Genomic DNA, 24726 nt, shown 5'->3' on the forward strand with positions numbered 1-24726 from the left:
CCAGTTCACATATCCCGCATAATTCGGCGCTTGACTGATTGCACCACCAACAGGTATGTCGCGGTAGCAATTACCAAAAACACCAAATACTCCAACGGCAATGCGGTGAAACCCAGAGGTCTAGCCACTGCTGTGAACGGCAGAAGTAAGCCTACGGCAACGACAAGCAGTGTTGTTATACTTAAAGGTTTACTTGGGCGGCTTCGAAACGGATTACCTGCGGTTCTTATCACAAAGAGCACCAGAGTCTGAGTTGCAAGAGACTCGACAAACCAGCCAGTATGGAACAATTCCTGGTTCGCATGAAAGAACTTCAGCAGAACAAAAAATGTAATGAAGTCAAAGACTGAACTAATAGGACCGATACGAATCATGAAATTTTTAATACTCCCAATATTCCAACGATGTGGCTTTCGAATGTAAGTTTGATCCACGTTATCCGATGGAATGGTCACTTGCGCTAAGTCATACAGAAAATTGTTCAGAATAATTTGGATAGGCAGCATTGGCAGAAAGGGTAAAAACAGTGAGGCTGCTGCCATACTGAACATGTTGCCAAAATTAGAACTTGTCCCCATCAGCAAATATTTGATGACGTTGCCCCAAGCTTTTCTACCTTCAACGACACCTTGATGGAGAATACGCAAATCGCGTTGCAAAAGAATAATCTCGGCGGCATCCTTAGCCACATCGACGGCATTAGCCACGGATATACCTACATCGGCTGCATGCAATGATGGAGAGTCATTTATCCCGTCACCCAGAAAACCAACAACATGACCACGTCGTTTCAAGGCAAGGATCAGCTGATGCTTCTGGGCAGGAGTTACCCGTACAAATACATTGTATTTTTCCGCTATGTGCTCCAAAGCCGGAGGCGTGAGACGATCTAGTTCCTCACCATGTATCAGGCGCTCAACGTTCAGACCAACTTTAGAGCACACATGCTTGGTAACGTGCTCGTTGTCCCCTGTAAGTATCTTAACCTTGATACCATCTTTGTGCAGTGAGGTAATAGTCTTAGCTACTTCCGGTAAAGGTGGATCAAGGAAAGCAAGGAAGCCCAACAGTACAAGGTCTCGCTCATCATGACGATTCCAGCTTTTTTGTTGTTCCGAGACAACTTTATAAGCGACAGCAAGCACACGATAGCCCTGTCGACTCAACTTGGTCCAGGTGGCATTGCACTGTGCAAGCATGTCCTCATCGAGCGCTTGGCGTTCATTAGTGACTTCGCACTGGGTGCAGCACGACAAGATCGTTTCTGGCGCACCCTTAGCGATAAGAATGCACTCTTTATCAATTCCGACAACCACCGATAATCGTTTGCGTTCGAAGTCAAAAGGGATTTCGTCCAACTTTCTCGATTGCAAGGTATCACTTTTCACATCTTTTAGAATGGCTGTGTCCAGAGGATTTTTCGTGCCGGTTTGGTAGAAGCTGTTAAGTTGGGACAAGCGCAGTGTGCGCTCAGATCTATTTCCCATAAAATCGCAGTATACTTCGAGCACCATTTGACCACTGGTCAGGGTGCCGGTTTTATCGCTACAGAGTACATCCATGCTACCGAAATTTTGAATTGCCGGTAAATGCTTAACAATGACCTTTTGCTTTGCCATACGGACTGCGCCTTGACCCAGGCTCACCGTCATAATCATCGGCAGAAATTCCGGCGTTAGTCCAACTGCCAATGCCAATGCAAAAAGAAGTGACTGAATTAAGTCTCGCCCTAGCATAATGTTAGACATCAGTACAAATAAGACCAAGACAAACACCGTCTTGCTGATCAAAATTCCGAAACGACGAGCACCTCGTTCAAATTCACTTTCTGGAGCCTTGGCAGTTAGAAGATTAGCAATTGTGCCAAAGGCCGTTTTGGTTCCGGTCGCTATTGCTACCGCCATTGCGGTTCCGCTTACAATTGAACTACCAAGGAAAATTGAGTCATTAACTTGCTTTTCGACAGGAAAGGACTCTCCGGTGAGGGCAGCCTCATTTACATGAAGGTCATGAACCTCAATCAAACGCGCATCCGCCGGGATTAAATCGCCCGCCGATAATTGAATGAAATCTCCTGGAACAATCATGCGAGGCGGCACATCTACCCATTGCCCGTCTCTCAATACGGTGGCTTTCGGCGCGATCTGTGACTTTAACGATTCTTCTGCTTTTTGTGCCCGATAACTTTGAATGAAGTTCAGTGCAACGCTCAACAAAACCATAGTCGCAATGATTAGACTATTGAAGCTCTCACCGACAAATGCCGAAACGGCGCTTGCGATTAACAAAATGATTACCAACGGATCGGTAAAATATGAGCAAATTTGCAACAAGGTGGACAGGCGATGAACTAAGACGAATTCATTGGGTCCATAGATACGAAGCCGCTCCTGAGCTTCGTTACTACTTAATCCTGATTCCTCAAGTTTATTCATCGGATAAGACTAATCAATAGTCTCTTCTACCCGATCTTCGCCGGCGACCCATTTAGCTGTACGTTCTAAAGGTTCAACAGCTTGGGTTTCCTGGAAATGGATGATGGCATCAAATTGATCCGACAGCCTGGTTAGAAAATAATGACTTTGACGTTCGGTCTGTGGCATGTAAATGACACCAATTGCCCTTTCCAGATGAGGTTGTTTGAATGCTGCGCGCAAATTTGACTGCTTCAAGTTCAATATGAAGGACGGCAAATCGACACTATGGAAAAGCTCCTCGATGCTGCCCGGTAGCCCTGGTCGTACAATCTTGCGTTCGGCTTCACCGCCCCATTGGCAGGCAGCCGTAACGGTACCTGTGTAGCAACTAAATCCGATTGAAAACGTGCTATCCCCAAAGTTTTGTCTCACGAGCTGCCCAAGGTTCAATTCACCCCGTTGCGACATCTCGGTAGCACGGGCATCTCCCAAATGTGAATTGTGGGCCCAAACAACCACCTTCATATCTTTGTTGTGTTGGCGCAAATTGTTACCCAGAGCAACCAACGTCTCCATCATGTGCTCATCGCGCAAGTTCCAAGTGCTTATCCTACCGCGAAACATTTCACGGTAATAATTTTGTGCTTTGGAGACCAGCCTGGCATTTTGCTCAACGAAAAAATACTCGTCCATTGCCGGACAGCCATCCTTTTGCATATAGTCGATTGCTCGGTGCTGCAAGTCAATCAACTCAGCAATAACCTTTTCCTCGCAGGCTTTAGTCAATCCCAGGGAGGAAGCGTAACCATAGGCTTGTTCATCGGAATCAAAGATGGATAGGCAATGATAACGATCACGCGCCCGTTTGGCAGCTTCAGGATCAACTGTCTGCAAATAATCGACTACCGCAGCAGCCGAACGGTACAAGCTATACAAGTCCAAACCGTAGAACCCTATCTTATTGTCATGTTTGGCAATAGACTGATTGAAGTGTTTGAGCCATTCGACAAACGACAACACATCAGCATTGCGCCACAACCAAGTGGGAAAACGTTGAAATCCGGACAAGGCTTCGGTGGCGGTTTTCGCCTGGCCAAGATCTTTTACAAAACGATTAACCATCCAGGCATCAGGCCAATCAGCTTCGACCGCGACGGCATTGAAGCCGCGCTCCTCAATAAGTCTCTTTGTCAAATCTATGCGTGTTTTGTAAAATTCGTGCGTGCCATGAGAGGCTTCACCAATAAGTACAAAGGAGCGATCGCCAATTAGTTCCATTAAGGAGTCAAAATTCTGCTTTTCCCCCGTGAATGGAACAGCCTTTTCTCTAATTAAATGACTCAAGTGCTTATCCGGAGCAAAATGCCCGCGCATTGTCTGAACCATAAACACCTCCAGAATTAGCGTTTAGCCAAATGATTGTTTGATTTAAATTGAGCACTTTCTTTCAGTGCCATGACCACTTCATCATTAGTGGTTTGCGTAAAATTGGCATAGTGCAAACCCACCGCCTGAAATTCACGCGGTACACTGACGGCAATAACAGTACAGCACATAGATAATTCACTATAGCTTTCCTGACTGATCACCGGAGTTGCTAAAATCACCTTTTGGGCGCCACGCGTACGAGCTGTTTGAACAGCAGCCAATGCCGTCATACCGGTAGCAATACCGTCATCGACTAAAATAACCGTCTTTCCTTCAAAAGTTGCCGGTTTACGCTCAGCAAGGGCATAAAACTCGCTTTCGATTAGTCTTGTTTTACTTAGCAACTGTCGCCTTTGTTCTTCTATGTAAACATTCCATTGCTCAGTCCGCGGTACTGATGGATTTAAAACCACAATTCCATCCGACGAAACGGCACCAATGGCACACTCCGGCTGGTTAGGATATGGAAGCTTTTTAGAAACCATCACTTCCACGGGTGTGCCGAAAAGACGAGCAATTTCTACGGCCACCGGCACACCACCTCTGGGTAGACCAACGATCACTAAATTATCGCTATCAAGTAAACCCTGTGTTTCAAGAAAGTGTTGGAGTTTAACCGCCAATTGCTGCCCTGCCTGCTTTCGATCTATAAATATCATATCTTTTTGCCCTCATAGCTGAATCCATCCACCATTGTGGAAGCTCTCAAATTGGTTCGGTCGGCATCACAAACAGGACAACGCCAGTTTTCCGGCAAATCAGCTACATGAGTTTTGGCTGGAATATTAAGCTGTGCATCGCCAAATAGCTCGTTGTACCCGTATGCCCGACAACAATCGCAAAGGAAGGAATCATATTCAACCAATCTTTGATTATTCATATATCACTCCCATTAAACGAGTACACTCCTATACCCATTTTGTAAGATTTGCACTGTCTTTGCATGACCAGACAGGATGATTGAACCTCATTCTTACGAATGAGGCCATTCCAAAGCAACAAATTCCATCAAAACATTAAATCAGGGAACCGTTCAACCAGCTTAGCTGAGAAGCTTCCTTTTTCAATGCCTCACGATGCTCTGGATGAGCGATAGCTATTAATGCTTTAGCTCTATCGCGAAGGTTTTTGCCATGAAGTTCTGCAACACCAAATTCCGTGACTATGTAATGGACATCTGCCCGTGAAGTAACGACACCGCTTCCCTTGGTTAAATACATAGTAATCCTAGATACAGATCCATTTTTAGCTGTCGATGGTAAAGCAATAATAGCCTTACCTCCTTTGGAGCGAGCCGCACCGCGAACAAAATCTACTTGCCCGCCAAATCCGGAGTATAGATTCGTACCAATGGAATCGGCACTTACTTGTCCAGTCAAATCAACCTGAAGCGCCGAATTGATCGAGGTCATTTTACTGTTCTTAGCAATGATGAATGGATCATTTATATAATCGCTAGTTTGAAATTCCACGGACGGATTATTATCCAGGTAATCGTACAGACGCTTGGTTCCCATAGCGAACGATACCGCTGTTTTTCCAGGCAAAACCGTTTTGGCATCATTTGTAATTACACCTGCATCCAATAGATCAAGTATGCCATCAGATACCATTTCACTGTGCACGCCGAGATTTTTCTTGCCATGCAAGTACTTAAGAACAGCATTGGGAATAGCTCCTATTCCCAGCTGCAAGGTGGCTTCATCATCGACTAGAGAAGCCACAAATTTGCCTATGCTTTCTTCTACCTCAGTAGTTGGTTCAACAGAAAGTTCAGGCAATGGTCGGTCAACTTCCACAATGTGGTCAATTCGACTTATGTGCAAAAATGATCTGCCCAGAGTTCTGGGCATTTGTTTGTTGACTTCTGCAATCACTACTTTGGCGCTCTTGCGAGCAGCGATCGTGCAATCAACAGACACGCCATAGCTCACATAGCCATGGCTATCCGGCGGCGAAACTTGCAAAAGGCAAACATCTACCGGGAGCGCTTTTGTGAGAAAGAGCGCCGGAATTTCAGAGAGAAATACAGGCGTATAGTCGGCTATGCCTGCATTTACTGCTCCTCTAACATTAGGACCAATGAAAAGCGCATGTACCTTAAAGGACTTGGCATATTTGGGCAATGAGTAATCTGCTTGACCAAGAGTGAGCAAATGATAAATTTCCACATTACTTAGCTCGTCCGCCCGTGCCACCATTGCATTAATGAGTCCTAACGGAGCAGCAGCATTCGAGTGAATATAAACGCTATTGCCTGAACTAACCTTTTTTACGGCGTCTTCCAAGCTGGTCAGCCTGCTCTTATATAGGTCTTGCCAATCTGTCTTAGCTGCGTTTACTTCAATTGCCATTTTTCCGTCCTTAAAAATTTCGCGCCATAACAAGAAATTCAAGACAAAAGTTTACTGGAAGTGAACAATAAATGTCCTTAGGCAAACCCTACAATTGCCGGTAAATGACAACAGTCACTCAAACAAATCAAGACATACGCAAGCGCATCTCAGTCTCAGGCATTGTCCAGGGTGTAGGCTTTCGTCCTTTTGTTTACAATCTTGCTTGCCAACATGAACTCAAAGGCTTTGTACGAAATGTTGGTGGACTTGTCGACATCGAAGTCCAGGGATCGGCTGCCAAGATTGACCTGTTTTTGCGTAAGCTAAGCCGACTAAATCCGCCCATGTCGGTTATTGAAGATATCCAAGCGGTGAATATTCCGGTGCTTGATTGTGCGCCGGAGTTCGAAATCAACAAATCCGGTCTAGAAAAAACCACTCAGAAAGCTATCTCACCGGACATGGCTACCTGTGATGATTGCCTGGAGGAACTATTTGACTCAACCAACAGGCGCTATCAGTATCCTTTTATCAATTGCACCAATTGCGGCCCGCGCTTTACGATAATCGAACGCTTACCCTATGATCGTCCCCACACAACAATGTCCCATTTTGAGATGTGTGAATCATGCCTTCGGGAATACGAAGATCCAAAAGACAGACGATTTCATGCTCAACCGAATGCTTGTGCAAAGTGCGGACCTAGGCTTATCTTTCAACAGACAGGACAAGTGGGCACAGAAGTTTACGCCGGAGAAGCGCTTACTCACGCTTGCCGGCTTTTATCCAATTCAGGAATTCTGGCTGTCAAAGGACTAGGTGGTTTTCATATCCTTTGCGATGCACACGATAATGACGCAGTTAAGATATTACGCCAACGCAAACGACGTTCAGAAAAGCCCTTTGCCGTAATGATGGCTGATGTTGAAATGGTCCAAAAACATTGCCATCTAAACAGCAGTGAATTAAAACTTCTGACCAGTCCTGAAAGACCGATTGTTCTTTTACTGAAATTAAAAGATTCGTCGCTGACAAATCTGAATCCCGGCAATGCTTATCTCGGCGTCATGCTTCCTTATACGCCAGTTCATCACTTGCTCATACAATCGCTCAAACGTCCTCTTGTTTGCACAAGCGGCAATATTTCAGACGAGCCAATTGCAATTGATAATAATGACGCTCTTGAAACATTGTCCTCTATTGTCGATGGTTTCCTGTTACACAATCGCAGCATTCTTTCTCGATATGACGATTCAGTTGCCGCTGTCGTAGAAGGCAAGACGGCACTTGTCCGGCGCTCAAGAGGATTTGCACCAAAGGCAATTACACTGCCTTTTAAAACTGAAAAACAAATATTGGCAGTTGGTGCGCATTTAAAAAACACATTTTGTCTCTACAAAGATTCCCGTGCATACTTGAGCCAGCATATCGGGGATTTAGAAAATCTCGAAACGCTGGAACACATGCAAACTGCTCTTGCGCGCATGAAGGACCTCTTCGAGTTTACGCCGGAAATCATTGCATCAGATATGCATCCTGATTATCTCTCGACTAACTATGCAGCCGAGCTTCATCAAGCACTGGAGATTCCACTCATACAAGTTCAGCATCACCATGCACATATAGTAAGCTGCATGGTGGAAAATAATTTGGTTGATCCGGTAATTGGAGTTGCCTTCGATGGTCTGGGTTATGGCACCGACAGCACCTTCTGGGGTGGTGAATTTCTCATTTGCAGCCTCAGCGATTTTAAGCGCGCCGCTCATCTTCAACCAAAACAAATGCCCGGAGGCAATCTAGCCATTCGCCATCCTTGGAGGATGGCTTTGTCCTACCTCAATACCCAATCAGAGACTGCAAGCACATTTCTAAATATCTGCCGGCAAAAGCATGGAGAACAAGCAGTTCATTTTGCACAGAGTCAAATTAAAAAGAATATAAATTCGCCCTTAACATCCAGCATGGGCAGACTATTTGATGCAGCATCTGCCGTACTCAACATTCGGCATAACGCAAGCTTTGAAGGACAAGCAGCTATTGAGCTGGAAAAATACGGGCAGGACTTTCTTTCAAGTGGGACTTCTTTACAAAATATAGTTCCGTATCGCTACTTATTAATAACCGATAGTTCTCCATACTTGATTGACACAGATGAGCTACTGCCGCAGCTAATTACCGATCAACTCTCCGGTGCAAGTACGTCCGAAATCTCCTATCGGTTTCACCTTACAGTAGCCAAACTCATAGGCGATACCTGCTCAGCTATAAGAAACACATCTGATATTAATCAGATCTGTTTATCCGGAGGTGTATTCCAAAATAGGTTACTCATAGATCTTTCCAACAAAATCTTGCAGGGTTTGGATTTTGAAATCTTTAGACACGGACAAGTGCCGGCTAATGACGGTGGACTAAGCTTGGGACAGGCGGTTGTGGCCGCCTCACAAATCAATTCAATTTGCATGGAGATAAGCTAATGTGTCTGGCTATACCAGGATTAATTGAAAGCATTTATGTGCAAGACAATATAAATATGGCTAAAGTAAATTTCGGAGGCGTCAAGCGCGCCACGTGTCTTGCTTATGTTCCTCACGCCAAAGCAGGCGATTATGTTCTGGTGCATGTTGGCTTTGCCCTGAGCGTAATTAACGAGCAAGAAGCGCAAAGCACCCTTAAGGTGCTCAAGGACATCGGTGAACTGGACGAAATATGAAATACCTCGATGAATATAGAGATTCAACCCTGGCTGAACAGCTATCGCAACGAATTCATAAAGCTACCAAACATAATTGGACAATTATGGAAGTATGCGGCGGACAAACACATTCGATTTTGCAATATGGTTTAGAAGATTTGCTACCGGAAACAATTGAGCTACTACATGGACCAGGTTGCCCTGTCTGCGTTACTCCCCTTGAATTAATTGACAAAGCAGTGGCGATTGCATCCAGACAAGATGTAATTTTCTGTTCGTTTGGAGACATGCTGCGAGTTCCCGGGTCGCAAAATGACCTACTAGGTGTGAAAGCGCAAGGATTTGATGTTCGCATTGTCTATTCACCACTAGATTGTCTAGCAATTGCCAAAAACAATCCTGACAAACAAGTTGTTTTCTTCGCCGTTGGATTCGAGACAACCGCCCCCGCCAATGCCATGTCCGTCCGTCAAGCCAAAACACTCGGGCTTGGCAATTTCTCTATTTTGACTTCACATGTAACTGTGCCACCAGTAATTACTTCCATATTGCAGTCAGTCGACAACCGCGTGCAGGCATTTTTAGGACCTGGACATGTCTGCTCGGTAATGGGCTGGAAACAGTACGAGGCAATTAGTAATCACTACAAAATCCCCATTGTAATAACAGGATTTGAGCCAACGGATCTCTTAGAAGGAATTCTTCGCTGCGTACTGCAATTGGAAGCTGGAGAATACAAAGTCGAGAATCAATATGCGCGTGCAGTCGAGAAGGAGGGAAACAAAGTTGCGCGCACGGTCGTCGAAGAAGTGTTTGATGTAAGCGATCGAATGTGGCGCGGACTGGGCTCAATCCCTAAAAGTGGCTATAAATTAAGTTATGACTATGCCGATTTTGATGCAGAACGTATTTTTCAGCTAGAGACAATTTCCGCCGAAGAGCCTGCCATCTGTATTAGCGGGCAAATCTTGCGTGGCTTAAAAAAACCGCATGAGTGCCCGGCATTTGCCAACATGTGCACTCCGGAAACACCGCTTGGCGCAACTATGGTTTCAAGCGAGGGAACTTGTGCCGCTTACTATAAATATGGTCGCATCGGTCAGACCAAATAAGGAGTTAATTCAATGACCACAGCTACTCAACCTAACATAGCTTCAGCAATTAGGCGCAAGGCCGAGGAAAGCACTAAAGTAATTACTGGTTTTTTTGAAGCCAATCAAAACAAAATTGCCGAATTGGCTCATTTAATGGCAGAGCGCTTTGAAAAAGGCGGCCGACTTTTTGTAATGGGTAATGGTGGCAGTTCATGTGATGCCGAGCATCTCATGGTGGAATTCATGCATCCCATTTTTGAAAAACGCAAGCCTCTTCCTTGTCTTTCTCTCAATCAGGGTCATAGTTTAATTACCGCCATCGCCAACGATGAAGACTTTTCCCGCATTTTTTCTCATCAGTTAATTCAATTGGCTAAACCGGAAGATATGGTGCTGGTAATTACAACAAGCGGTATGTCTTCCAACTTAGTTGCCGGTCTAAAAACCGCCAAATCTTGTGGCTTAATGACTATTGCTTTTTCCGGTAAGGATGGAGGCAGAGTAAGCCAATTGGCCGATCACGTACTTACCGTGCCAAGTTTTAGCATTCACCGCATCCAGGAAAGTCATACCGTTTTATTGCATGTGTTGTGGGATGCCATTCATTTAACAATGGGAGAACAAGACATTGTCTGAGTCTGTAAGTACCTCTATTAATTGCCGACTGCCACTGGATAGTTCCGGCACTATCCGCCTCGGACACGGCTCAGGCGGTAAGATGAGCGCCTCCTTGACCAGTAGTTTATTCCTGCCTATTTTGGGTAATCCAATACTAGATGAGCTCGAAGACGCCGCCATCGTTGAAGGCGGCTCTCGAATAGCGGTCACTACCGATGCATACGTTGTAAACCCTATCTTTTTTCCTGGTGGTGATATTGGTTCACTTGCTGTACATGGGACCGTCAATGATCTCTGCATGCGCGGAGCTAAACCACTGTACTTGTCCGCATCATTCATATTAGAAGAAGGTCTGCCGCTTAATATCCTGGAGAAAGTAATACGGTCTTTTCACGAAGCAACGGAGAAATCCGGCATTATGCTAATCGCCGCCGACACAAAAGTCGTCAACCGTGGGGCTGCCGATCAGATATTCATCACCACAACCGGAATAGGAATAGTCGGCGACAAAGTTCCTTCGGCGAATGCTGCTTGTGCCGGCGATGTAATAATTATCAGCGGCGACTTAGCCCAACATGGTATGGCAGTTATGTGTGCACGTGGTGGTCTCGAGTTAGAAACTGAGCTTTTAAGTGATAGCGCTCCGCTCAATAATTTAGTTCAAAAAGTACTTGAAGCTTCCGATAAGGTGCACTGTTTACGTGATCTGACACGCGGCGGATTAGCAAGCGCCGTCAACGAGCTTGCTCAGTCGTCAGGCGTGGGCATTGTGCTTGACGAAAAGCATATTCCCATCCATCCACAAGCAAAAGCAGCCTGCGAACTTTTAGGACTAGATCCCTTATATGTAGCTTGCGAAGGTAGGTTTCTTGCAATAGTAGCTTTTGAGGATGCCGAAACAATCTTGCAAGTAATGCGCAAAGATCCGCTGGGAAACAATGCTCACATTGCTGGAGTTGTTGTTGAAGACCACAAGGGTGTGGTGGTTCTCAAGTCAGCTGTTGGCGGCAAACGGATACTGGATAAATTATCCGGCGAGCAATTACCTCGCATCTGCTAAAAGTTCATTTCTAATTAGCTGCTATCGTGTCCGGGCTAATCATTTCCGCAAGCGCCAAAATCTCATATTTGGCGAAATTATAGACAGGAGCCATGGCTAATAATCTGTCTAGCTCCTCATTACTCTCGACGCTATAAATCCAAGCACCACCATGGCGGCCGACAACATGCCATCTTTTCTCAAGCTTGCCGTCCGCTATGAGTTTTTCTGCATATGCCGGCATGCGCAACACAGCATTCACCGCCTCTGTACCCAAGCATGCCGTTTCGAGCGACCAAAGCACAAGAAACTTAGACATCCAGCCCCCTTAATGTGAAGATGCCAGACATTGTACTTCAAGTCATTCTCATCGTGAACTTCTTTCGTGCGCTTTTGCGCGAGGAATGCACTTAATTACAATCATGGAAGCCAAACAGGAAAGCAATGAAGCCGAAAGCACAATCAACCAATCATAAAAATTCAGTCTTGTCGTTCCTAAAACTTTCTCGAGCGGTCGGATGTAAATCGCAGCAATCATCAAGGCATATGAAATCAACATATTTAGTACAAGAGCAGGTCTTACATGTTTCCATATACTATCCTTAGTGAAAGATCGTCCGGACCATGCCCATAACCAAGCTTGAAAGAGCAAGGCACAGGACAAAGTGGCAAAACCAAGAGTTGTAATCTTTTCCAGGTGAAAGGCAGAGTGAGCGTGTATCACAATTGCCAAAAGCACCCCTGTGGCAACCAGTAAAGCTCTAGTCCATATCTGTATATACTCATCCTTCCCAAGCACAGATGAAGCAGATTGTCTTGGTTTATGCTTCATAATTGACTTGTGGGAAGGCAAAAGAGCCACTCCCAAGGCTGGGAAAACATGCACGATTAAATTCAACCACAATAATTGTAGGGGTAAAAGAGGCAAACCGGTATTGAATAATACTGCACCGGTAACAGTCATTACGGCAGCCAAAGACGCAGTAAGCAAATAGGCAATGGCGTTTTGGATATTGGCATAAATAACTCGTCCTTGCTCAATTGCCTTTACGATTGAGCTGAAGTTGTCGTCGGTGATTACAATTTCGGCAGCCTCACGAGCAAGGTCCGAACCAACTTTGCCCATAGCCACCCCAATATCCGATTGCCTCAAAGCAGGCGCATCATTGACTCCATCACCGGTCATTGCCACCACAAGTCCGTCATTTTGCAAAGCGCGAACCACCGACAATTTCACTTCCGGACTTACACGCGCTAAAATCGCTTTTCCTTTTAGGGCAGAAGTCAGCTCTTTTTCCTCAAACTTACTTATTTCCTTGCCGGTTAATATGGGATCTTCATCACCATCCTCGACAATGCCTAAATCCTTACCAATAGCCAGGGCCGTTTGCGGTTGATCGCCTGTGAGCATCAGTACCTTAATACCAGCGGCTTTGCAAAGAGCAATAGACTCCTTAACGCCGAACTTTGGTCTATCTTGCATGCCAACTAAACCGAGGAAGGTCGAATTTGATTCTACTGAAGCAAGATCAGTAGAATCAATGTTAGACAAGTCTTTTCTGGCAACGGCAAGAACTCTCAATCCCTTTTCAGCCATCTTTAGATTAGCCATCATAAGCTCATTCCGCAATGCGTCGTCGATTTTGCAGAGTACACCATCACGATAAAGTGAGTCGCAAATTTTCAACACCGATTCAGGTGAACCCTTGGTCAAAGACATTAGTTGACCAGCCGGGCTGCGATTTATTGTCGTCATGCGCTTGCGGGTTAGGTCAAACGATAGCTCGTCAATTCGCGGATATAGTGATAAAAGTTGGGCATGAATCAGTCCTGCTTTGGCAGCAGCTACCAGCAAAGCGCCTTCAGTTGGATCACCATGGATATGCCATTCATCCTTACCCTCATGGTTTTCCAAAAAAGCGTCATTACAGAGAGCAGCCGCAAACAACAAATTACTTAGAGTGTCCTCTGACTCAATATCTACTTCAATACCGTTGCAATGAATTTTTCCTATCGGTTCATAACCTTTACCGGACAAATGAAATTGCCTGCCATCGGCAAAAATTTCCGTAACTTGCATACGATTTTCAGTAAGCGTACCTGTCTTGTCGCTACAAATAACTTGGCAGCACCCAAGCGCTTCAACGGCTGCTAATTGCCTTACCAAAACTGCCTTCTTCACCATACGCTGAGTACCTATAGCTAACGCCAGAGTGGCAACGACGGGCAGGCCTTCAGGAATAGCAGCTACGGCAAGGGCAATACTTGTTTGCACCATCATTAAAACCGGCTCCTGATGCCACAGTCCAACCAGAGTCAAAACAACACAGAGAACTAACATCATCCAACACAGTTGCTTGCCCAATCCTTCAAGTTCAAGCTCCAGCGGAGTTTGCCTTGACGGTACTTCCGTCAGCAGCTTGCCCAACTTACCTAAGCGTGAATTAAGCGCCGTAGCAATAACAATTGCCAACGCCTGACCATCCAGGACAAGAGTGCCTTGGTACACGATGTCATCGATTTCTTCGTTATTGTGCGATATGCACTTAAATACAGGAACACTTTCCCCTGTAAGTGTCGCTTCATCAACATTGATACCACAAGTCTGAACCAGCCTTACATCAGCCGGTACACGTACGCCAGCTTCAAGTTGGACGATATCTCCGGGAACAAGCTCACGTGTTGGGATATCGATCTCTTGGCCATGGCGCCTGGTTCGTATAGTTGGAGACGAGAGTTTGGTCAGTGCCTTAAGCGAAATCTGCGCTCGCAGTTCTGTGAAAAAGCCAACAAAGGCGTTAATGGCTACAGCACCTAAAATTGCCAGAGACTGCAAATATTCGGCAAAAAAGTATGAAATTAAAGCCGCGACAATTAATAGGATGACAACACTTGAGCGAAACTGCCGAGCCAGCAAAATGAACCACTCGTCTCTCACCGGCTTGACCGGAATTTCATTGAATCCCCAACTGGCTCGCCTTTCCAGCACCTCGGACTCTGTTAACCCGATGTCTAAACGGGTTTCCACAGGAGACTCAAAAGCCATAACTTTGCTGCCTCCAAAAGATTCGCCGTTCAACAAGTAATTAACTGGACGTTTCATGCATATAAGTATCTTTCATTCGACTCAATCTTCAATCAATCATCCGGCGTCATCCTTTCGGATGATTATTCAATTATGAATCTTAAGATGGATATCCGGACATTAGACAACTGCCAAAATGGACACACAAGGAGATTTACCCAATGAAACTCAAATACCCCAATGGCAGGTTGCTTATCTTCAACTTACTACATCAAGAAGACCTTCGATGCAATGAAGCGCTTGTTAAGGGTGCATATGCCTTAGGACTAATTACTAAATCAGACTCGTCACCAAATGGTAATGCAAAATCCGTCGACTGCGGTTCACCGGCTATCCTAAAAAACATAATTAGAACCTACTTTGATCAACGGCAGCCAAATATGACTGAAGAAGAAAAGGCAAAATCTGTCGAGCACGTGTTAGCGCAAGTCAACAAGGACATTAGTGATTTCAAAACTGAAATCGGCATCACTCACCCCAACACAGCTCCAAGCAAAATGGAATGCGGCAATTTAGCACCGGCAACATTCGACTTTTTACTGCAGCACTTGCAGTATTTTGCCTAGAACTAAATTTACGGAACAAAAGCAGTAAATTGCACTGTTGCAAAGCTTTCGCTAAAATCCACTTTGGAAATTGAGCCTGTCGGAATACTCAATCTCCAGAAATTTTCCGCAGGAATACCTAGCGAATAACAAAGAACGCCCCTGATTACTCCGGCATGGGTGATAACGGTTACGGATTTCCCTTGGTGGTTGCTTATAATTTCGCGAACTTGCTCTTTTACACGCTGGCAGAGACCTGCTATGGACTCACCCCCAGGCGGAGCTATGTGAATCGGGTCTTTTGACCAGCGTGCATAAGCAGCCGGCTCATTTTTCTTAATGTCCCAGTAGCTTTTGCCATCCCAACTACCGACATTCCATTCATTCAAGTCTTCAACAATGACAGGAGACGTCTTGAGTTTAGCGCCGACAATTTCTGCCGTTGTCAAAACACGCTTGGATGGGCTGCTAAGCAAAACATCGACCTTCTGCGTGGACAGCCATGCTGATAAAGCAGATGCTTGCCTCTCGCCACGCTCGGTCAAAGGCGCATCAGGATCCGTGTATAAGAGCCCTTCTTCGGTTGGTATTGTATGTCCGTGGCGCGCCAAAAGGACAGATGTAACTACTTCTTCCGGGTGCAGTGGTTCCTTTTCTTCAGCCAAGGGAATTCTCCAATTAATTTGAACGTGCCAAAAATTCTTGAGGCAATGGCTTTGTTAATCCATAAACACTACGAACTGCAATTAGTTTCTTCACCTGCTCTGCTGATAGCGGTTTCACACCACCAAGCAAATGAGCAACCATCATTGTCTCTGCATAATGCTCGAGTGTCTCTAATTTGTAAAACGCATCCCAAATATCTGCGCCAAGACAAAGAGCACCATGGTGATCCATCATCATCACATCATATTCTTTGACAAACATCTCAATACTTTGCGAGACTTCATTAGTTGACGGTGTCGCATATGGTGCCGTAGGGATACTGCCGACAGTACAAATCACCTCAGGCAATACAGGCGCATCAAGCGACATTCCAGCGACCGTAAAACCGACCGCGCAAGTAGGGTGAGCATGTACCACTGCCTTTATATCCGGGCGCATTTTATAAGCCGTTAGGTGCATCCTAAGCTCGGTTGAGGGGTTGCCATTGAGTGAATTCGGCAACAATTCCCCATTAATATTGGTTAACACTAAATCGGCTTCCAACACTCTCCCTTTGCATGCGCCTTTAGGGGTTGTTAGAACCACATTTTCAGACAGTCGAATGCTGAAATTGCCCTCTGTGCCGCAAATGTAGCGGCGCTGGTAGGACAGATGACAGACCTTAATTAGTGCTTTTCGAGCTTCTTTTTCGTCCACAAAGTGGTCCTCATGCCATTATCAGGACAATAATTTTACCGTTAAGTAATGAATTACTCTTGAAAAACTAGTATATCTATTGATTACTCCGAGAAACCAGCTTTCCCGGGCGTCTCTTTAGGTGTCTCCTATGCGCTGTCCAGAGTGTAGTTTAAGAAATTCCGTAGCCGCCAGATCTTGTACTTCTTGCGGTCATCGCTTCAAGAAAAAGCCTGTAGGCAAAGAGCTCAAAATAGCCATTGCCGGCGTTGTCGGACTGGGCATCATTTGGGCAGCAGGCGCAGCCATTGTGCCGCAATTCACCGACCCGCAACAAAACCTAACCCGCATCTCGAAGCGCATGATGGCCGGACCTGGAAACGCCAACGAGGCAAAATCGATGCGCAAAGAATTCGAGCAAGCTATTTCTGCTTACTTGGAAAAGATAGGCGGCTCATCGAGCAAAGAATTGACCAACAAGCTGCAAAAGCTTTTACCGTCAGAAGCCTTCGAAGTGCACATTGTTGAACTTCCGCGCGGACTGAAAGTCGTCGAAGTCGACACAATGCTTGAAGCAAGCTCCTTTCTCGTGATGAAGGGCGACAGACAAACAAAAGTATTTCCGTTGAACGGCTTGGAAGTTTTCGACGATGCAAGACTGCTGAACGAAACGGCCGGACCATTGCTTGTGCTTCTTGGGCATAGCGGCGGGCAAGAAGCCCATCAGCCACAAGTGCGTGCTTATGCTCTGATGCCTGACACCATTGCTGATGTGACTGAAAAGTTTATTCCAAAGGTAGTGGGTGAAGGTACGGCTCGTTTTGCAAAGAACGGACGCGATATTCAGCTTGATCTTTGTGTTTTATCCATGGGCAAAGTGGATAACGTAATTAGCAAAGACACCAAAATAGAAACAACCACAGCACATCAAAATCTCCTGTGGAAAGATGCACATTATGTATCCGCTATTGATTTTGCATCATCACCGTTGCTGCCTTTATACGCAGTGACAGAGTGCTTGCGCAATCCGGAATTGACGCCGGCATATAAATCATTCTTAGGCGGCAAGGGACAAGAACTTGTAGCCAATTACAAATCACCAAATGCCGGCAACTTCTTAATTAAGAAGGGTGCACTTGGTCCTGGGAAAATTGCATATACATTATCCGGACCAACAGGCGCATTCAAAATAAATGTTGCACGCGACAGCAAAAACAACTGGACAATTGCATCCTACGCAAGCGACAAAATAGCTAGTGCTGCAGCCGACAACGAAGAAGAAACCATTGCTGATGATGTTGATGAAAAACCAATTCAGCCGGTAGCACCAGCTCCTATTATTGTGACAAAGAAAGCCCAACCTGCTCCGGTTATCGTCACAAAGAAAGCTCAGCCGGCTCCAGTTGTTGTAACAAAGAAAACAACACCGACTCCAGTCGTTGCCAAAAAGCCTGAGCCGAAACCGGTAATTGAAACTAGGCGCGACAGAAAGCGTGACCTCAATAGCATCAAGCCTATTGCGTCACTAAAGCCAGAGCCAAAAGTAGTTGCCGCTCCAGTTGAAATACCTATGGCAAGCGAATCTGCGTACATATCCAGCTCGATATCCGCCTCAACCGTCAACATACGCACAGCTCCGGGCACTGACGCCAAGCCAGTAGCCGAAGTAGGGAAAGGCACCCAGATAGAGATAGTCGGCAAAGCCGGCGGCTGGTATAAAGTGCGTCATAACGGCAAGGTAGGCTACGTCTACGGTGGACTAGTCGACTATCAAAAGCCGGAAGCGTACACAACGGCCACAATCACCAAAGGCACAACTGTGGTCGACCATAAGAAGAAACCAACTGTTAAGCCACAAGCCGGCGACAGAGTAATCGTCTTAGGCGGCATGAAAAATGACAAATATAGAGTGCAATTCCCCAATGGAAAAACCGGCTATATCAACAAGGACGCGGTAAACGTCAATATTGATACTCCGCAGTTTGTTCCGTAACAATTCGCACTTGATAACTACATGATATATTTAAGAGGTCGTACAATTACAAACTTATCGGGACGTGGCGCAGCTTGGTAGCGCGGTTGCTTTGGGAGCAATAGGTCGCAGGTTCAAATCCTGTCGTCCCGAAATTTAGTACTAGTGCGGCTTTCGAGCTTCTGACAATATCCAAAATTACGGCCTGTCTTTTCGCTTTGTACGCACTATGTACTCATTTGCGTATGTGCTTTGCGAAAGATACTCGCATGACAATCTATACTCTCTCCAGTAGTTGCGCCCCCAGAATATGACCAATCCAAAGAAGAAAAAGATTGTTGTTATTGGTGCAATCGGCTTAAGCAGAGTGACAGACAGTTATAGCCTGCGATCATTTTCATGGGACAGCCTTCATTCGGTCAACAATCTTTCCGACTATGACTTCGTTATTATCAATTTGCTGCCACCACGTCCGAGTCTCTACAGTCACGATTGGACAAAATTCTTCGAGAAATTGACATTTCGTACTTTCCTAAACGTCGCAAGTCATGATGGACTGTTCATAATAATCGGCGATCCACGCCTTACTGTCCCGGTCCAACCACAACAAGGCGGAATAGTTGACATTCCATTTCTGAATTGGACCGGATTGACTTTTACCTGGGGGAAAGATGGTGGAGACACTGTCTATCCAACCAAAGAACTTGCACAGTCACAATTTGCGCCTTATATTGCCAAACTCAAACAATGGGACTATTTCATCGACAAAATCACTATCAATAGAAACGTGTTGACCGCTGCGCTAGGCAAAGAATATCACCACGCAATCGACGTTAAGTTTGACGAAACGTCACTGGCTAACACACGATTTCACAAATCTTTGGCACTCTATTATTTCTTTCATTTCAGTGCCAGAATTTCCGAATCCGAATTCACCGATGGAATGTCAACTTGGAAGCGGCTCGCAGAAGCACAAACAGTGGGCCCAGTTATTTTGCTTCCGGACCTGGGAATTGGCAGCGACGAAACAATTCATTTGGTGCTCAACGATGTTTTGAACTTGCGTCTTTCAAATCCTGAGCCTGCATGGCTGCAGGACTATGTCGCTCCTGGGCAAGACGTCATCGACTCAACAATCAGAGACATTGACGCCCAGATTAACAGCCTTCAAGTTCAGCACACCACAAAAATTCAAGAAAGAGTCCAATCTCGCAGGTGCTTACGTCTTCTGTTCGATGTCGGAACTAACCTAGAAGAAATCGTAAAAGAAGTTCTGAATGACCTAGGCGCCATAGTTCATGAGCCGACTGAGAAAAACAAGGAAGACGGCTGGATTACCGTAGAAATAGACGGCAACATTCTCGAGGGCGTACTTGAAGTCAAAAGTACTGAAAGGCCTAACTTTGACGAAAGTGGACTTAGGCAATTGATGGACTGGAAAAACAGAGGCAAGTTGAAGCAGAAATTATACAAGGGCATATTCATAGGCAGTAATTCAGTCAAACTTCATCCATCAGAGCGCTCGGAGGGTTTTGGACACTCGCTGATAGAAACCGCAAAAATAGACGACCTAGTAACAATTAAGTGCGATGACCTCTATTGTATTTACCAATTACAGAAGCTTGCTCTGCTCGACCAAAAACTTTTCTGGAAGCAATTGTTTGAGACCAAAGGCGTCTTTAATGCATCACAGTTTCGCAAGCAACTGGAAGAAAATGCTTCTTTAGCCGAGGCAGCAGAAAAAGTATGACCAAAGAGTATCAGCTATTCACCAAATTCAAAGAAGGCGGATTGAACTTTTTAAAACAGCTCAAAGACGAGGAAACCGCCGAATCTGAAATTCTCGACTTTAAGCGCGCCGAAACTGATTCTGGACCTCTCACCAGAAAGGATCTGCAAAACCTATCAATCAACCTGAGTGGATTTGCCAATGCCGAAGGTGGTTTGATTGTTTGGGGCATCGATTGCAGAAGCCATGCTAACGACGACCCAGACACCGTCAAGGAGCTGCGCCCTATTAAAGACGTGAGTCTCTTCTACCAGCAACTAAAAACAAAATCCGCAGAAGTTCTTTCCCCTGGTATCAACGGAATAGAACATTGGCTTATTGACTCAGACCAACCGGACGAAGGCTTTGTAGTAACTTACGTACCAAGGTGGGATGGCTACCCTCAAATGGCTACAGCAAAAGACGTACACCGATATTACTTTCGCGTCGGACCAAAAACTAACATCATGCCACCATACGTGCTTGCTGATCGTTTCGGTAGACGACCACAGCCAAAGCTGCAAGCAACATGGTTCGTTAGTGGAGTAGATGCAGTAAATGGAATTTATATACAAGCAGCGTCCATCGTTCTTGGCATTAGGAATGTGGGGGTCGGCACCGCAAACCATCCAGCGATATCGGTCAACAATTCTGCAAATGACGTGCCGCTAGATCTTCACAGCTATGGTGCGTATGGACTCGAAAAGAGAACGCACTTACGAGTGTCACCCAATGGACGTGACCCAGCGTTAACTTTCTTTGGCGGACTTATGAACATTGTCATTTATCCTGGCATGACATTGGATTTCACAACTTTTACGTGGGCAGTTGGCGACGATAATTTCCCGGATATCAAAATTCCCATCTCCTATTACTGCGATTCATTCCATGGAAGCGAAGAACTCCTAATCTGTGGTTCGGAAATTATGGAGGGTCTCAAGTGCCTAAATAGTCGTCTCAGACTGCGATAAGCCTAAATTGTTTGGGTGTTTATAACAAACACTGTTCTCAATAAACACACTTAAAAAAAAGGACATGCATCTTATGATTGAATTTAACCTCGACTTGATCAACCAAATGCAATTTCCTGAATTGAGATTTGCACCGGGACTCCAGTTGAGTAAGCAAGAGTCTAAGCGAAGACTTGAAGTCCAGATTGCAGCGGGTAACAACTCGCGCGAATTATGTTCAGCGTCCGTAAGACGATTATCAATTCGCACCAATTTACTAATGTATGCCAAACTACAAATTGCTTTGTCTGGTTGAAGTGGGAGATTATTACCGAATTGTTGAAACGGACTATGACTAATGTAATACCCGATACTTAAGTATAAGCATAGTTGAAAACCTTTCGTTACAACGGTGAAAGAAATGACAGACGCACTCTAACAAGGGAAAGAAGAATTAGGTCCAAATGACAAATAAGGAAAAACAAACTGCGATAGCCGCCACATGGTCGATCGAAGATATTCGGGAAGCTCTTGTGATACCGAAGGCAGAGAAAACAAAAAAGACTAGGATGCGAAGGTCGGAAATTCAATAGTTCGGTTATTCAGGGCATTTAATGGAGAAACGAGCGAAGACCTGGAAGCAACTGTAATTGAAGCCGACGAATAACATGTTCCGGCAGCGTAGAACTGACACAATTGGAGTTTCTTATATGGATCGAAACGTACAGTCGGCAGTAATTGGTATGGCTACGGCCAGGTACCGAACTAGATTTGAGTGGAACATCAAGATTAATAACGTTGATCAGATTACAGAGGGTGACATTGTTTCATTCACAACCGAATTTGAAGCGAATAAGTTTAAAGAAGTTAGCGAGTTGTTTGAAATCCAAAAGACTTTGGGCGAATCAATCTTTATTGGAGTGAAGCAGGGAGCAAAATCGCTCACCATCGGCGGAGTAATTTCTGAAATCAGGAAAGATGGCTCAGACCTAAAAATTACTCTTTGTGTTACACAACCCCAGAAAAAACCGACCTTGCGAGACTTGTCTTTGTAACTGCTTGGATAAATCGGGGAGTCAAAATGAACAGTCAATTTATGAGAAGCTTACCTGAACCAGTGCCACCGTTAGATGCTGACGTTGCGGTAGAAGTAATGGGTTGGAGTCTTCAGGTTGGTAAAGGAGGAGGTCCATATGATGCTATAGAGGCATGGGCAAAGGGTAATCGTGTGTTGGTTCTTTTTGACGGTGCCAGCATGCGCTGGTCACCGACCGGCGATCCCAGTTCAGCATTTATGGTTCTCTTGAATATTGCTCAACGGAATTGGGACGTCAGCATTAACTTCAATCGAGAAACATGCATGTGGTCAGTAACAATTCGAGATGATGAAGGCTCAGTTTCTGATGAGCAAAGCACCTCTCCAGAAGATTTGCTGTCAATGATAGCTCGTGTTTCATTAGCTGCTGTCAGAAAGAATGAGGGACGGACTGGACCTCCTGCATGAAAGCACGATTCAGAGCACGAAGAGAAAAGCCACAGTCATTTAACGAAAGATGAGTTTCTTTCTTCGTTTACGGGTAACAGCATCCTTTACGGTTAACCGCTGTCTGCTCAATGGTCCTATGCCTATTTTTTGCCCCAGCGATAGTGCTCGATTCCAAGCCTTCTGCGATATTGCCAGCTGTGGATGTGCCTTAGGATTACCATTCTTGGCACTGATGATGATACCGTCCTTGTTGAGAATCAGATCAGCCTCAATAGCTGCTGCTACAGTGCGGCAATATTCAGCCAGGATAGGCTTCCTTTCATCAGTGAGAAGCCCGAGCCTGTGTAATTCTGGTGCGCAGATATGCCATTGATTCAGCGCTTCGCCATTCAAATCAAATGGTGGTTCCAACAGTCCACCGGACAGTGCTTTTAATTGATTTCTATTTTTTGCCATATTGTATGTCTCCGGAAATTGATTGATTAGGAAAAGAACTCCGCATCATCATCAGAATCCTCCTCGGAGTCTGTTGAACCCGCGTCTACTCTAGTTCTACTTGAGGGCGTTAAACCGAATTCCTTGGCTATGGACTGAATTTCCTTAGACGCGTCGGCGGCAATTTTTACATAGGGATTTGCATAAAAGCTCCCTGTTGGTCTCATTAGCACAGCACCTTCCTTGGCAAGCTTTTTCTGGGCATCTAGCCAAGTTGCCCAGGCACCGCAGTAAAGCTCTAGCTGGCTCTGATCGATCTGAGTCGCAACGCCAAGCCTTTGAAGCTCCGGAACAATTCTAGCCCATTCTTTTTTGCCTTCGGTTGGCATCCAAGAAGGACAACTTAGATCCCCCGTTGCTGGTTTTGGTTCGTTTGGTAGCCGGCGCTTTCCTGGATTGCCGGCACGCTCTTTTAGAGCTCTTGATTTTGGAATTGGACCGGGTCTTGCCATTGTGATTTCCTTTTGATTATTAGTGGTACTAAAAATGGTGCTCGATTTTAATTGTTTAATTCGCGGTCGTGCGCGCTGACCCAACCGCGCGGTCTTTTGACTAAAAGCTGTAGAGATTAGACCCCCCTATGGGGGGGGGTCCTTCTACGCTCGTACAAATCGTTCTAAACGGACGAACAAGTGGCTCAATCAAGGTGAAATCTCGCTTCCAGTTTCGCGGAACATTGCGATGCCTTGCTCTTATTTCCTTGGTGAATGGACCAATAAGGTGAAGACAGTACTGTTTTCTCAGATGTGGAGATTCAGCGAATTCGCAATCTGCTTGCCTGAAATTGCGACCACCAAGCGTATAAGCAAAGGATGTGCCTTCACTGTGATAATGAATCAACTCACAGTAATGACACCAGATAGCCAATTTCCCGCTTTCGGTTCTATATGCGGGAAGAATCAAATGGTTCTCATTAAGCCCCAATGGCTCACAATCTTCGCATCTATGTTTAGATCTAGTTTTGGCTGTCATCAGTTTATCTCCTTAGGGACTGGTCGATATTGAGGGCGACCCTGCAAAATCGTCAAATGTTTCTTTCGTTGGCTCTAGCCAATCCAGACTTCGTATATATGTTTGGCTCATTTGCGCTCGCTGTTCATCGGTCCAAGCAAGAGACCGAAAGTCGTCAAGAAGACTGAGGATTTCGTCCTTGCTTTCTGCCGCCTGGATGCGCGCCAGCCAGTGACCTAGGGTGTCGGTTGGCAATGAGACTTCCGCCAGATGTTTGGCATTCTTCTCTTGTTCTATTTGATTGGCTGCTTGGTCGTAACACTTCAGAAAGTCCATTTCTATTTGCTCCCCTGCGGAATTAGAGGATTTAGCGGAATTGATGACAGGGCTTGGCTTATAGTCTTTACACCTCTGCGAATTTGTGCGGATTTACAAACAGAATTAGTAAGAATCGCTTCTAAATCCGCACAAATCCGCAAGTATCCAATTGCCATAAGCCTCATGGC

At 45.4% G+C, this 24726-nt stretch carries 24 protein-coding genes and 1 tRNA gene; 13 read left to right on the plus strand and 12 right to left on the minus strand.

The genetic code is table 11. The features are described from left to right. Nucleotides 1-5 precede the first annotated feature (5 nt). The 5 genes from mgtA to K2Y22_10275 form a co-directional block, all read right to left on the minus strand. The gene (gene mgtA, locus K2Y22_10255; GenBank protein ID MBX9878827.1) at nt 6-2435 is read right to left on the minus strand and encodes a magnesium-translocating P-type ATPase; all 2430 of its coding nucleotides are present in this window, start codon (nt 2433-2435) and stop codon (nt 6-8) included. 9 nt (nt 2436-2444) lie between these two features. Further along, a complete protein-coding gene (locus tag K2Y22_10260; protein ID MBX9878828.1) occupies nt 2445-3803 on the minus strand; it encodes an erythromycin esterase family protein in 1359 nt (452 codons plus the stop codon). A 14-nt stretch (nt 3804-3817) separates the two neighbouring features. Further along, on the minus strand, nt 3818-4504 hold the full coding sequence (locus K2Y22_10265; protein ID MBX9878829.1) for a hypothetical protein: 687 nt from the start codon (nt 4502-4504) through the stop codon (nt 3818-3820). Continuing rightward, nucleotides 4501-4725 carry a rubredoxin gene (locus tag K2Y22_10270; protein MBX9878830.1) on the minus strand — a complete coding sequence of 75 codons (225 nt, stop codon included), beginning with the start codon at nt 4723-4725 and terminating at the stop codon, nt 4501-4503. The genes K2Y22_10265 and K2Y22_10270 overlap by 4 nt, the downstream gene beginning before the upstream one ends. A 136-nt stretch (nt 4726-4861) precedes the next feature. Continuing rightward, nucleotides 4862-6199, minus strand: a complete 1338-nt coding sequence (locus K2Y22_10275; protein MBX9878831.1) for a hypothetical protein — start codon at nt 6197-6199, stop codon at nt 4862-4864. A gap of 104 nt (nt 6200-6303) precedes the next feature. Here K2Y22_10275 and hypF point away from each other — a divergent pair, with 104 nt between their 5' ends. The 5 genes from hypF to hypE all read left to right on the plus strand — a co-directional run bounded on the left by hypF (nt 6304) and on the right by hypE (nt 11648). Further along, nucleotides 6304-8658 carry a carbamoyltransferase HypF gene (hypF, locus tag K2Y22_10280; GenBank protein ID MBX9878832.1) on the plus strand — a complete coding sequence of 785 codons (2355 nt, stop codon included), beginning with the start codon at nt 6304-6306 and terminating at the stop codon, nt 8656-8658. After that, nucleotides 8658-8894, plus strand: a complete 237-nt coding sequence (locus K2Y22_10285; protein ID MBX9878833.1) for a HypC/HybG/HupF family hydrogenase formation chaperone — start codon at nt 8658-8660, stop codon at nt 8892-8894. The genes hypF and K2Y22_10285 overlap by 1 nt, the downstream gene beginning before the upstream one ends. Then, nucleotides 8891-9988: a hydrogenase formation protein HypD gene (hypD, locus tag K2Y22_10290; GenBank protein MBX9878834.1), complete on the plus strand. Its 1098-nt coding sequence runs from the start codon at nt 8891-8893 to the stop codon at nt 9986-9988. The genes K2Y22_10285 and hypD overlap by 4 nt, the downstream gene beginning before the upstream one ends. Before the next feature lie 12 nt (nt 9989-10000). Then, complete coding sequence (locus K2Y22_10295) at nt 10001-10606, plus strand: SIS domain-containing protein (protein ID MBX9878835.1); 606 nt, start codon at nt 10001-10003, stop codon at nt 10604-10606. A gap of 82 nt (nt 10607-10688) precedes the next feature. Beyond that, complete coding sequence (gene hypE, locus K2Y22_10300; GenBank protein ID MBX9878836.1) at nt 10689-11648, plus strand: hydrogenase expression/formation protein HypE; 960 nt, start codon at nt 10689-10691, stop codon at nt 11646-11648. A gap of 10 nt (nt 11649-11658) precedes the next feature. Here the strand turns inward: hypE and K2Y22_10305 are convergent, their stop codons facing one another. After that, on the minus strand, nt 11659-11946 hold the full coding sequence (locus tag K2Y22_10305; GenBank protein MBX9878837.1) for a muconolactone Delta-isomerase family protein: 288 nt from the start codon (nt 11944-11946) through the stop codon (nt 11659-11661). 48 nt (nt 11947-11994) lie between these two features. Further along, the gene (locus K2Y22_10310; GenBank protein ID MBX9878838.1) at nt 11995-14730 is read right to left on the minus strand and encodes a cation-translocating P-type ATPase; all 2736 of its coding nucleotides are present in this window, start codon (nt 14728-14730) and stop codon (nt 11995-11997) included. Nucleotides 14731-14873: 143 nt separating this feature from the next. On the opposite strand from K2Y22_10310, the gene K2Y22_10315 reads away from it, so the two are divergent. Continuing rightward, nucleotides 14874-15278 (plus strand): hypothetical protein, encoded by a 405-nt coding sequence (locus tag K2Y22_10315; protein MBX9878839.1) that lies wholly within the window; start codon nt 14874-14876, stop codon nt 15276-15278. A gap of 8 nt (nt 15279-15286) precedes the next feature. Here the strand turns inward: K2Y22_10315 and K2Y22_10320 are convergent, their stop codons facing one another. Beyond that, nucleotides 15287-15922 carry a histidine phosphatase family protein gene (locus tag K2Y22_10320; protein ID MBX9878840.1) on the minus strand — a complete coding sequence of 212 codons (636 nt, stop codon included), beginning with the start codon at nt 15920-15922 and terminating at the stop codon, nt 15287-15289. 13 nt (nt 15923-15935) lie between these two features. Beyond that, nucleotides 15936-16619, minus strand: coding sequence for a class II aldolase/adducin family protein (locus K2Y22_10325; GenBank protein MBX9878841.1), 684 nt, complete (start codon nt 16617-16619; stop codon nt 15936-15938). A 130-nt stretch (nt 16620-16749) separates the two neighbouring features. Between K2Y22_10325 and K2Y22_10330 the strand changes: the two genes are divergently transcribed. The 7 genes from K2Y22_10330 (at nt 16750) to K2Y22_10360 (ending at nt 22792) form a co-directional block, all read left to right on the plus strand. After that, a complete protein-coding gene (locus K2Y22_10330; GenBank protein ID MBX9878842.1) occupies nt 16750-18591 on the plus strand; it encodes an SH3 domain-containing protein in 1842 nt (613 codons plus the stop codon). 58 nt (nt 18592-18649) lie between these two features. Continuing rightward, a tRNA-Pro gene (locus K2Y22_10335) sits at nt 18650-18723 on the plus strand. Nucleotides 18724-18880: 157 nt separating this feature from the next. Next, nucleotides 18881-20320: a hypothetical protein gene (locus K2Y22_10340; GenBank protein MBX9878843.1), complete on the plus strand. Its 1440-nt coding sequence runs from the start codon at nt 18881-18883 to the stop codon at nt 20318-20320. Continuing rightward, a complete protein-coding gene (locus K2Y22_10345) occupies nt 20317-21309 on the plus strand; it encodes an ATP-binding protein (GenBank protein MBX9878844.1) in 993 nt (330 codons plus the stop codon). The genes K2Y22_10340 and K2Y22_10345 overlap by 4 nt, the downstream gene beginning before the upstream one ends. A gap of 73 nt (nt 21310-21382) precedes the next feature. Further along, nucleotides 21383-21604, plus strand: coding sequence for a hypothetical protein (locus tag K2Y22_10350; GenBank protein ID MBX9878845.1), 222 nt, complete (start codon nt 21383-21385; stop codon nt 21602-21604). A gap of 394 nt (nt 21605-21998) precedes the next feature. Then, on the plus strand, nt 21999-22343 hold the full coding sequence (locus K2Y22_10355) for a hypothetical protein (GenBank protein MBX9878846.1): 345 nt from the start codon (nt 21999-22001) through the stop codon (nt 22341-22343). Between the two features lie 26 nt (nt 22344-22369). Then, nucleotides 22370-22792: a hypothetical protein gene (locus K2Y22_10360; protein MBX9878847.1), complete on the plus strand. Its 423-nt coding sequence runs from the start codon at nt 22370-22372 to the stop codon at nt 22790-22792. A gap of 39 nt (nt 22793-22831) precedes the next feature. Here the strand turns inward: K2Y22_10360 and K2Y22_10365 are convergent, their stop codons facing one another. From K2Y22_10365 to K2Y22_10375, 3 genes are all read right to left on the minus strand, one after another. After that, entirely contained in the window at nt 22832-23230 is a 399-nt protein-coding gene (locus K2Y22_10365) for a phage terminase small subunit P27 family (GenBank protein ID MBX9878848.1), read from the minus strand. A gap of 26 nt (nt 23231-23256) precedes the next feature. After that, nucleotides 23257-23721 (minus strand): phage terminase small subunit P27 family, encoded by a 465-nt coding sequence (locus K2Y22_10370; GenBank protein MBX9878849.1) that lies wholly within the window; start codon nt 23719-23721, stop codon nt 23257-23259. 532 nt (nt 23722-24253) lie between these two features. Next, nucleotides 24254-24556, minus strand: a complete 303-nt coding sequence (locus K2Y22_10375) for a hypothetical protein (GenBank protein MBX9878850.1) — start codon at nt 24554-24556, stop codon at nt 24254-24256. Nucleotides 24557-24726: the final 170 nt, after the last annotated feature.

The organism is Candidatus Obscuribacterales bacterium (assembly GCA_019744775.1).
In the GTDB taxonomy this organism is placed as follows: domain Bacteria; phylum Cyanobacteriota; class Vampirovibrionia; order Obscuribacterales; family Obscuribacteraceae; genus SBAT01.

Excerpts from the sequence above, each read along its gene's own strand:
- mgtA (MBX9878827.1), bottom strand. The coding sequence starts at position 2,435 with ATGAATAAACTTGAGGAATCAGGATTAAGTAGTAACGAAGCTCAGGAG.
- K2Y22_10260 (MBX9878828.1), bottom strand. The coding sequence starts at position 3,803 with ATGGTTCAGACAATGCGCGGGCATTTTGCTCCGGATAAGCACTTGAGT.
- K2Y22_10265 (MBX9878829.1), bottom strand. The coding sequence starts at position 4,504 with ATGATATTTATAGATCGAAAGCAGGCAGGGCAGCAATTGGCGGTTAAA.
- K2Y22_10270 (MBX9878830.1), bottom strand. The coding sequence starts at position 4,725 with ATGAATAATCAAAGATTGGTTGAATATGATTCCTTCCTTTGCGATTGT.
- K2Y22_10275 (MBX9878831.1), bottom strand. The coding sequence starts at position 6,199 with ATGGCAATTGAAGTAAACGCAGCTAAGACAGATTGGCAAGACCTATAT.
- hypF (MBX9878832.1), top strand. The coding sequence starts at position 6,304 with ATGACAACAGTCACTCAAACAAATCAAGACATACGCAAGCGCATCTCA.
- K2Y22_10285 (MBX9878833.1), top strand. The coding sequence starts at position 8,658 with ATGTGTCTGGCTATACCAGGATTAATTGAAAGCATTTATGTGCAAGAC.
- hypD (MBX9878834.1), top strand. The coding sequence starts at position 8,891 with ATGAAATACCTCGATGAATATAGAGATTCAACCCTGGCTGAACAGCTA.
- K2Y22_10295 (MBX9878835.1), top strand. The coding sequence starts at position 10,001 with ATGACCACAGCTACTCAACCTAACATAGCTTCAGCAATTAGGCGCAAG.
- hypE (MBX9878836.1), top strand. The coding sequence starts at position 10,689 with ATGAGCGCCTCCTTGACCAGTAGTTTATTCCTGCCTATTTTGGGTAAT.
- K2Y22_10305 (MBX9878837.1), bottom strand. The coding sequence starts at position 11,946 with ATGTCTAAGTTTCTTGTGCTTTGGTCGCTCGAAACGGCATGCTTGGGT.
- K2Y22_10310 (MBX9878838.1), bottom strand. The coding sequence starts at position 14,730 with ATGAAACGTCCAGTTAATTACTTGTTGAACGGCGAATCTTTTGGAGGC.
- K2Y22_10315 (MBX9878839.1), top strand. The coding sequence starts at position 14,874 with ATGAAACTCAAATACCCCAATGGCAGGTTGCTTATCTTCAACTTACTA.
- K2Y22_10330 (MBX9878842.1), top strand. The coding sequence starts at position 16,750 with ATGCGCTGTCCAGAGTGTAGTTTAAGAAATTCCGTAGCCGCCAGATCT.
- K2Y22_10340 (MBX9878843.1), top strand. The coding sequence starts at position 18,881 with ATGACCAATCCAAAGAAGAAAAAGATTGTTGTTATTGGTGCAATCGGC.
- K2Y22_10345 (MBX9878844.1), top strand. The coding sequence starts at position 20,317 with ATGACCAAAGAGTATCAGCTATTCACCAAATTCAAAGAAGGCGGATTG.
- K2Y22_10350 (MBX9878845.1), top strand. The coding sequence starts at position 21,383 with ATGATTGAATTTAACCTCGACTTGATCAACCAAATGCAATTTCCTGAA.
- K2Y22_10355 (MBX9878846.1), top strand. The coding sequence starts at position 21,999 with ATGGATCGAAACGTACAGTCGGCAGTAATTGGTATGGCTACGGCCAGG.
- K2Y22_10360 (MBX9878847.1), top strand. The coding sequence starts at position 22,370 with ATGAACAGTCAATTTATGAGAAGCTTACCTGAACCAGTGCCACCGTTA.
- K2Y22_10365 (MBX9878848.1), bottom strand. The coding sequence starts at position 23,230 with ATGGCAAAAAATAGAAATCAATTAAAAGCACTGTCCGGTGGACTGTTG.
- K2Y22_10370 (MBX9878849.1), bottom strand. The coding sequence starts at position 23,721 with ATGGCAAGACCCGGTCCAATTCCAAAATCAAGAGCTCTAAAAGAGCGT.
- K2Y22_10375 (MBX9878850.1), bottom strand. The coding sequence starts at position 24,556 with ATGGACTTTCTGAAGTGTTACGACCAAGCAGCCAATCAAATAGAACAA.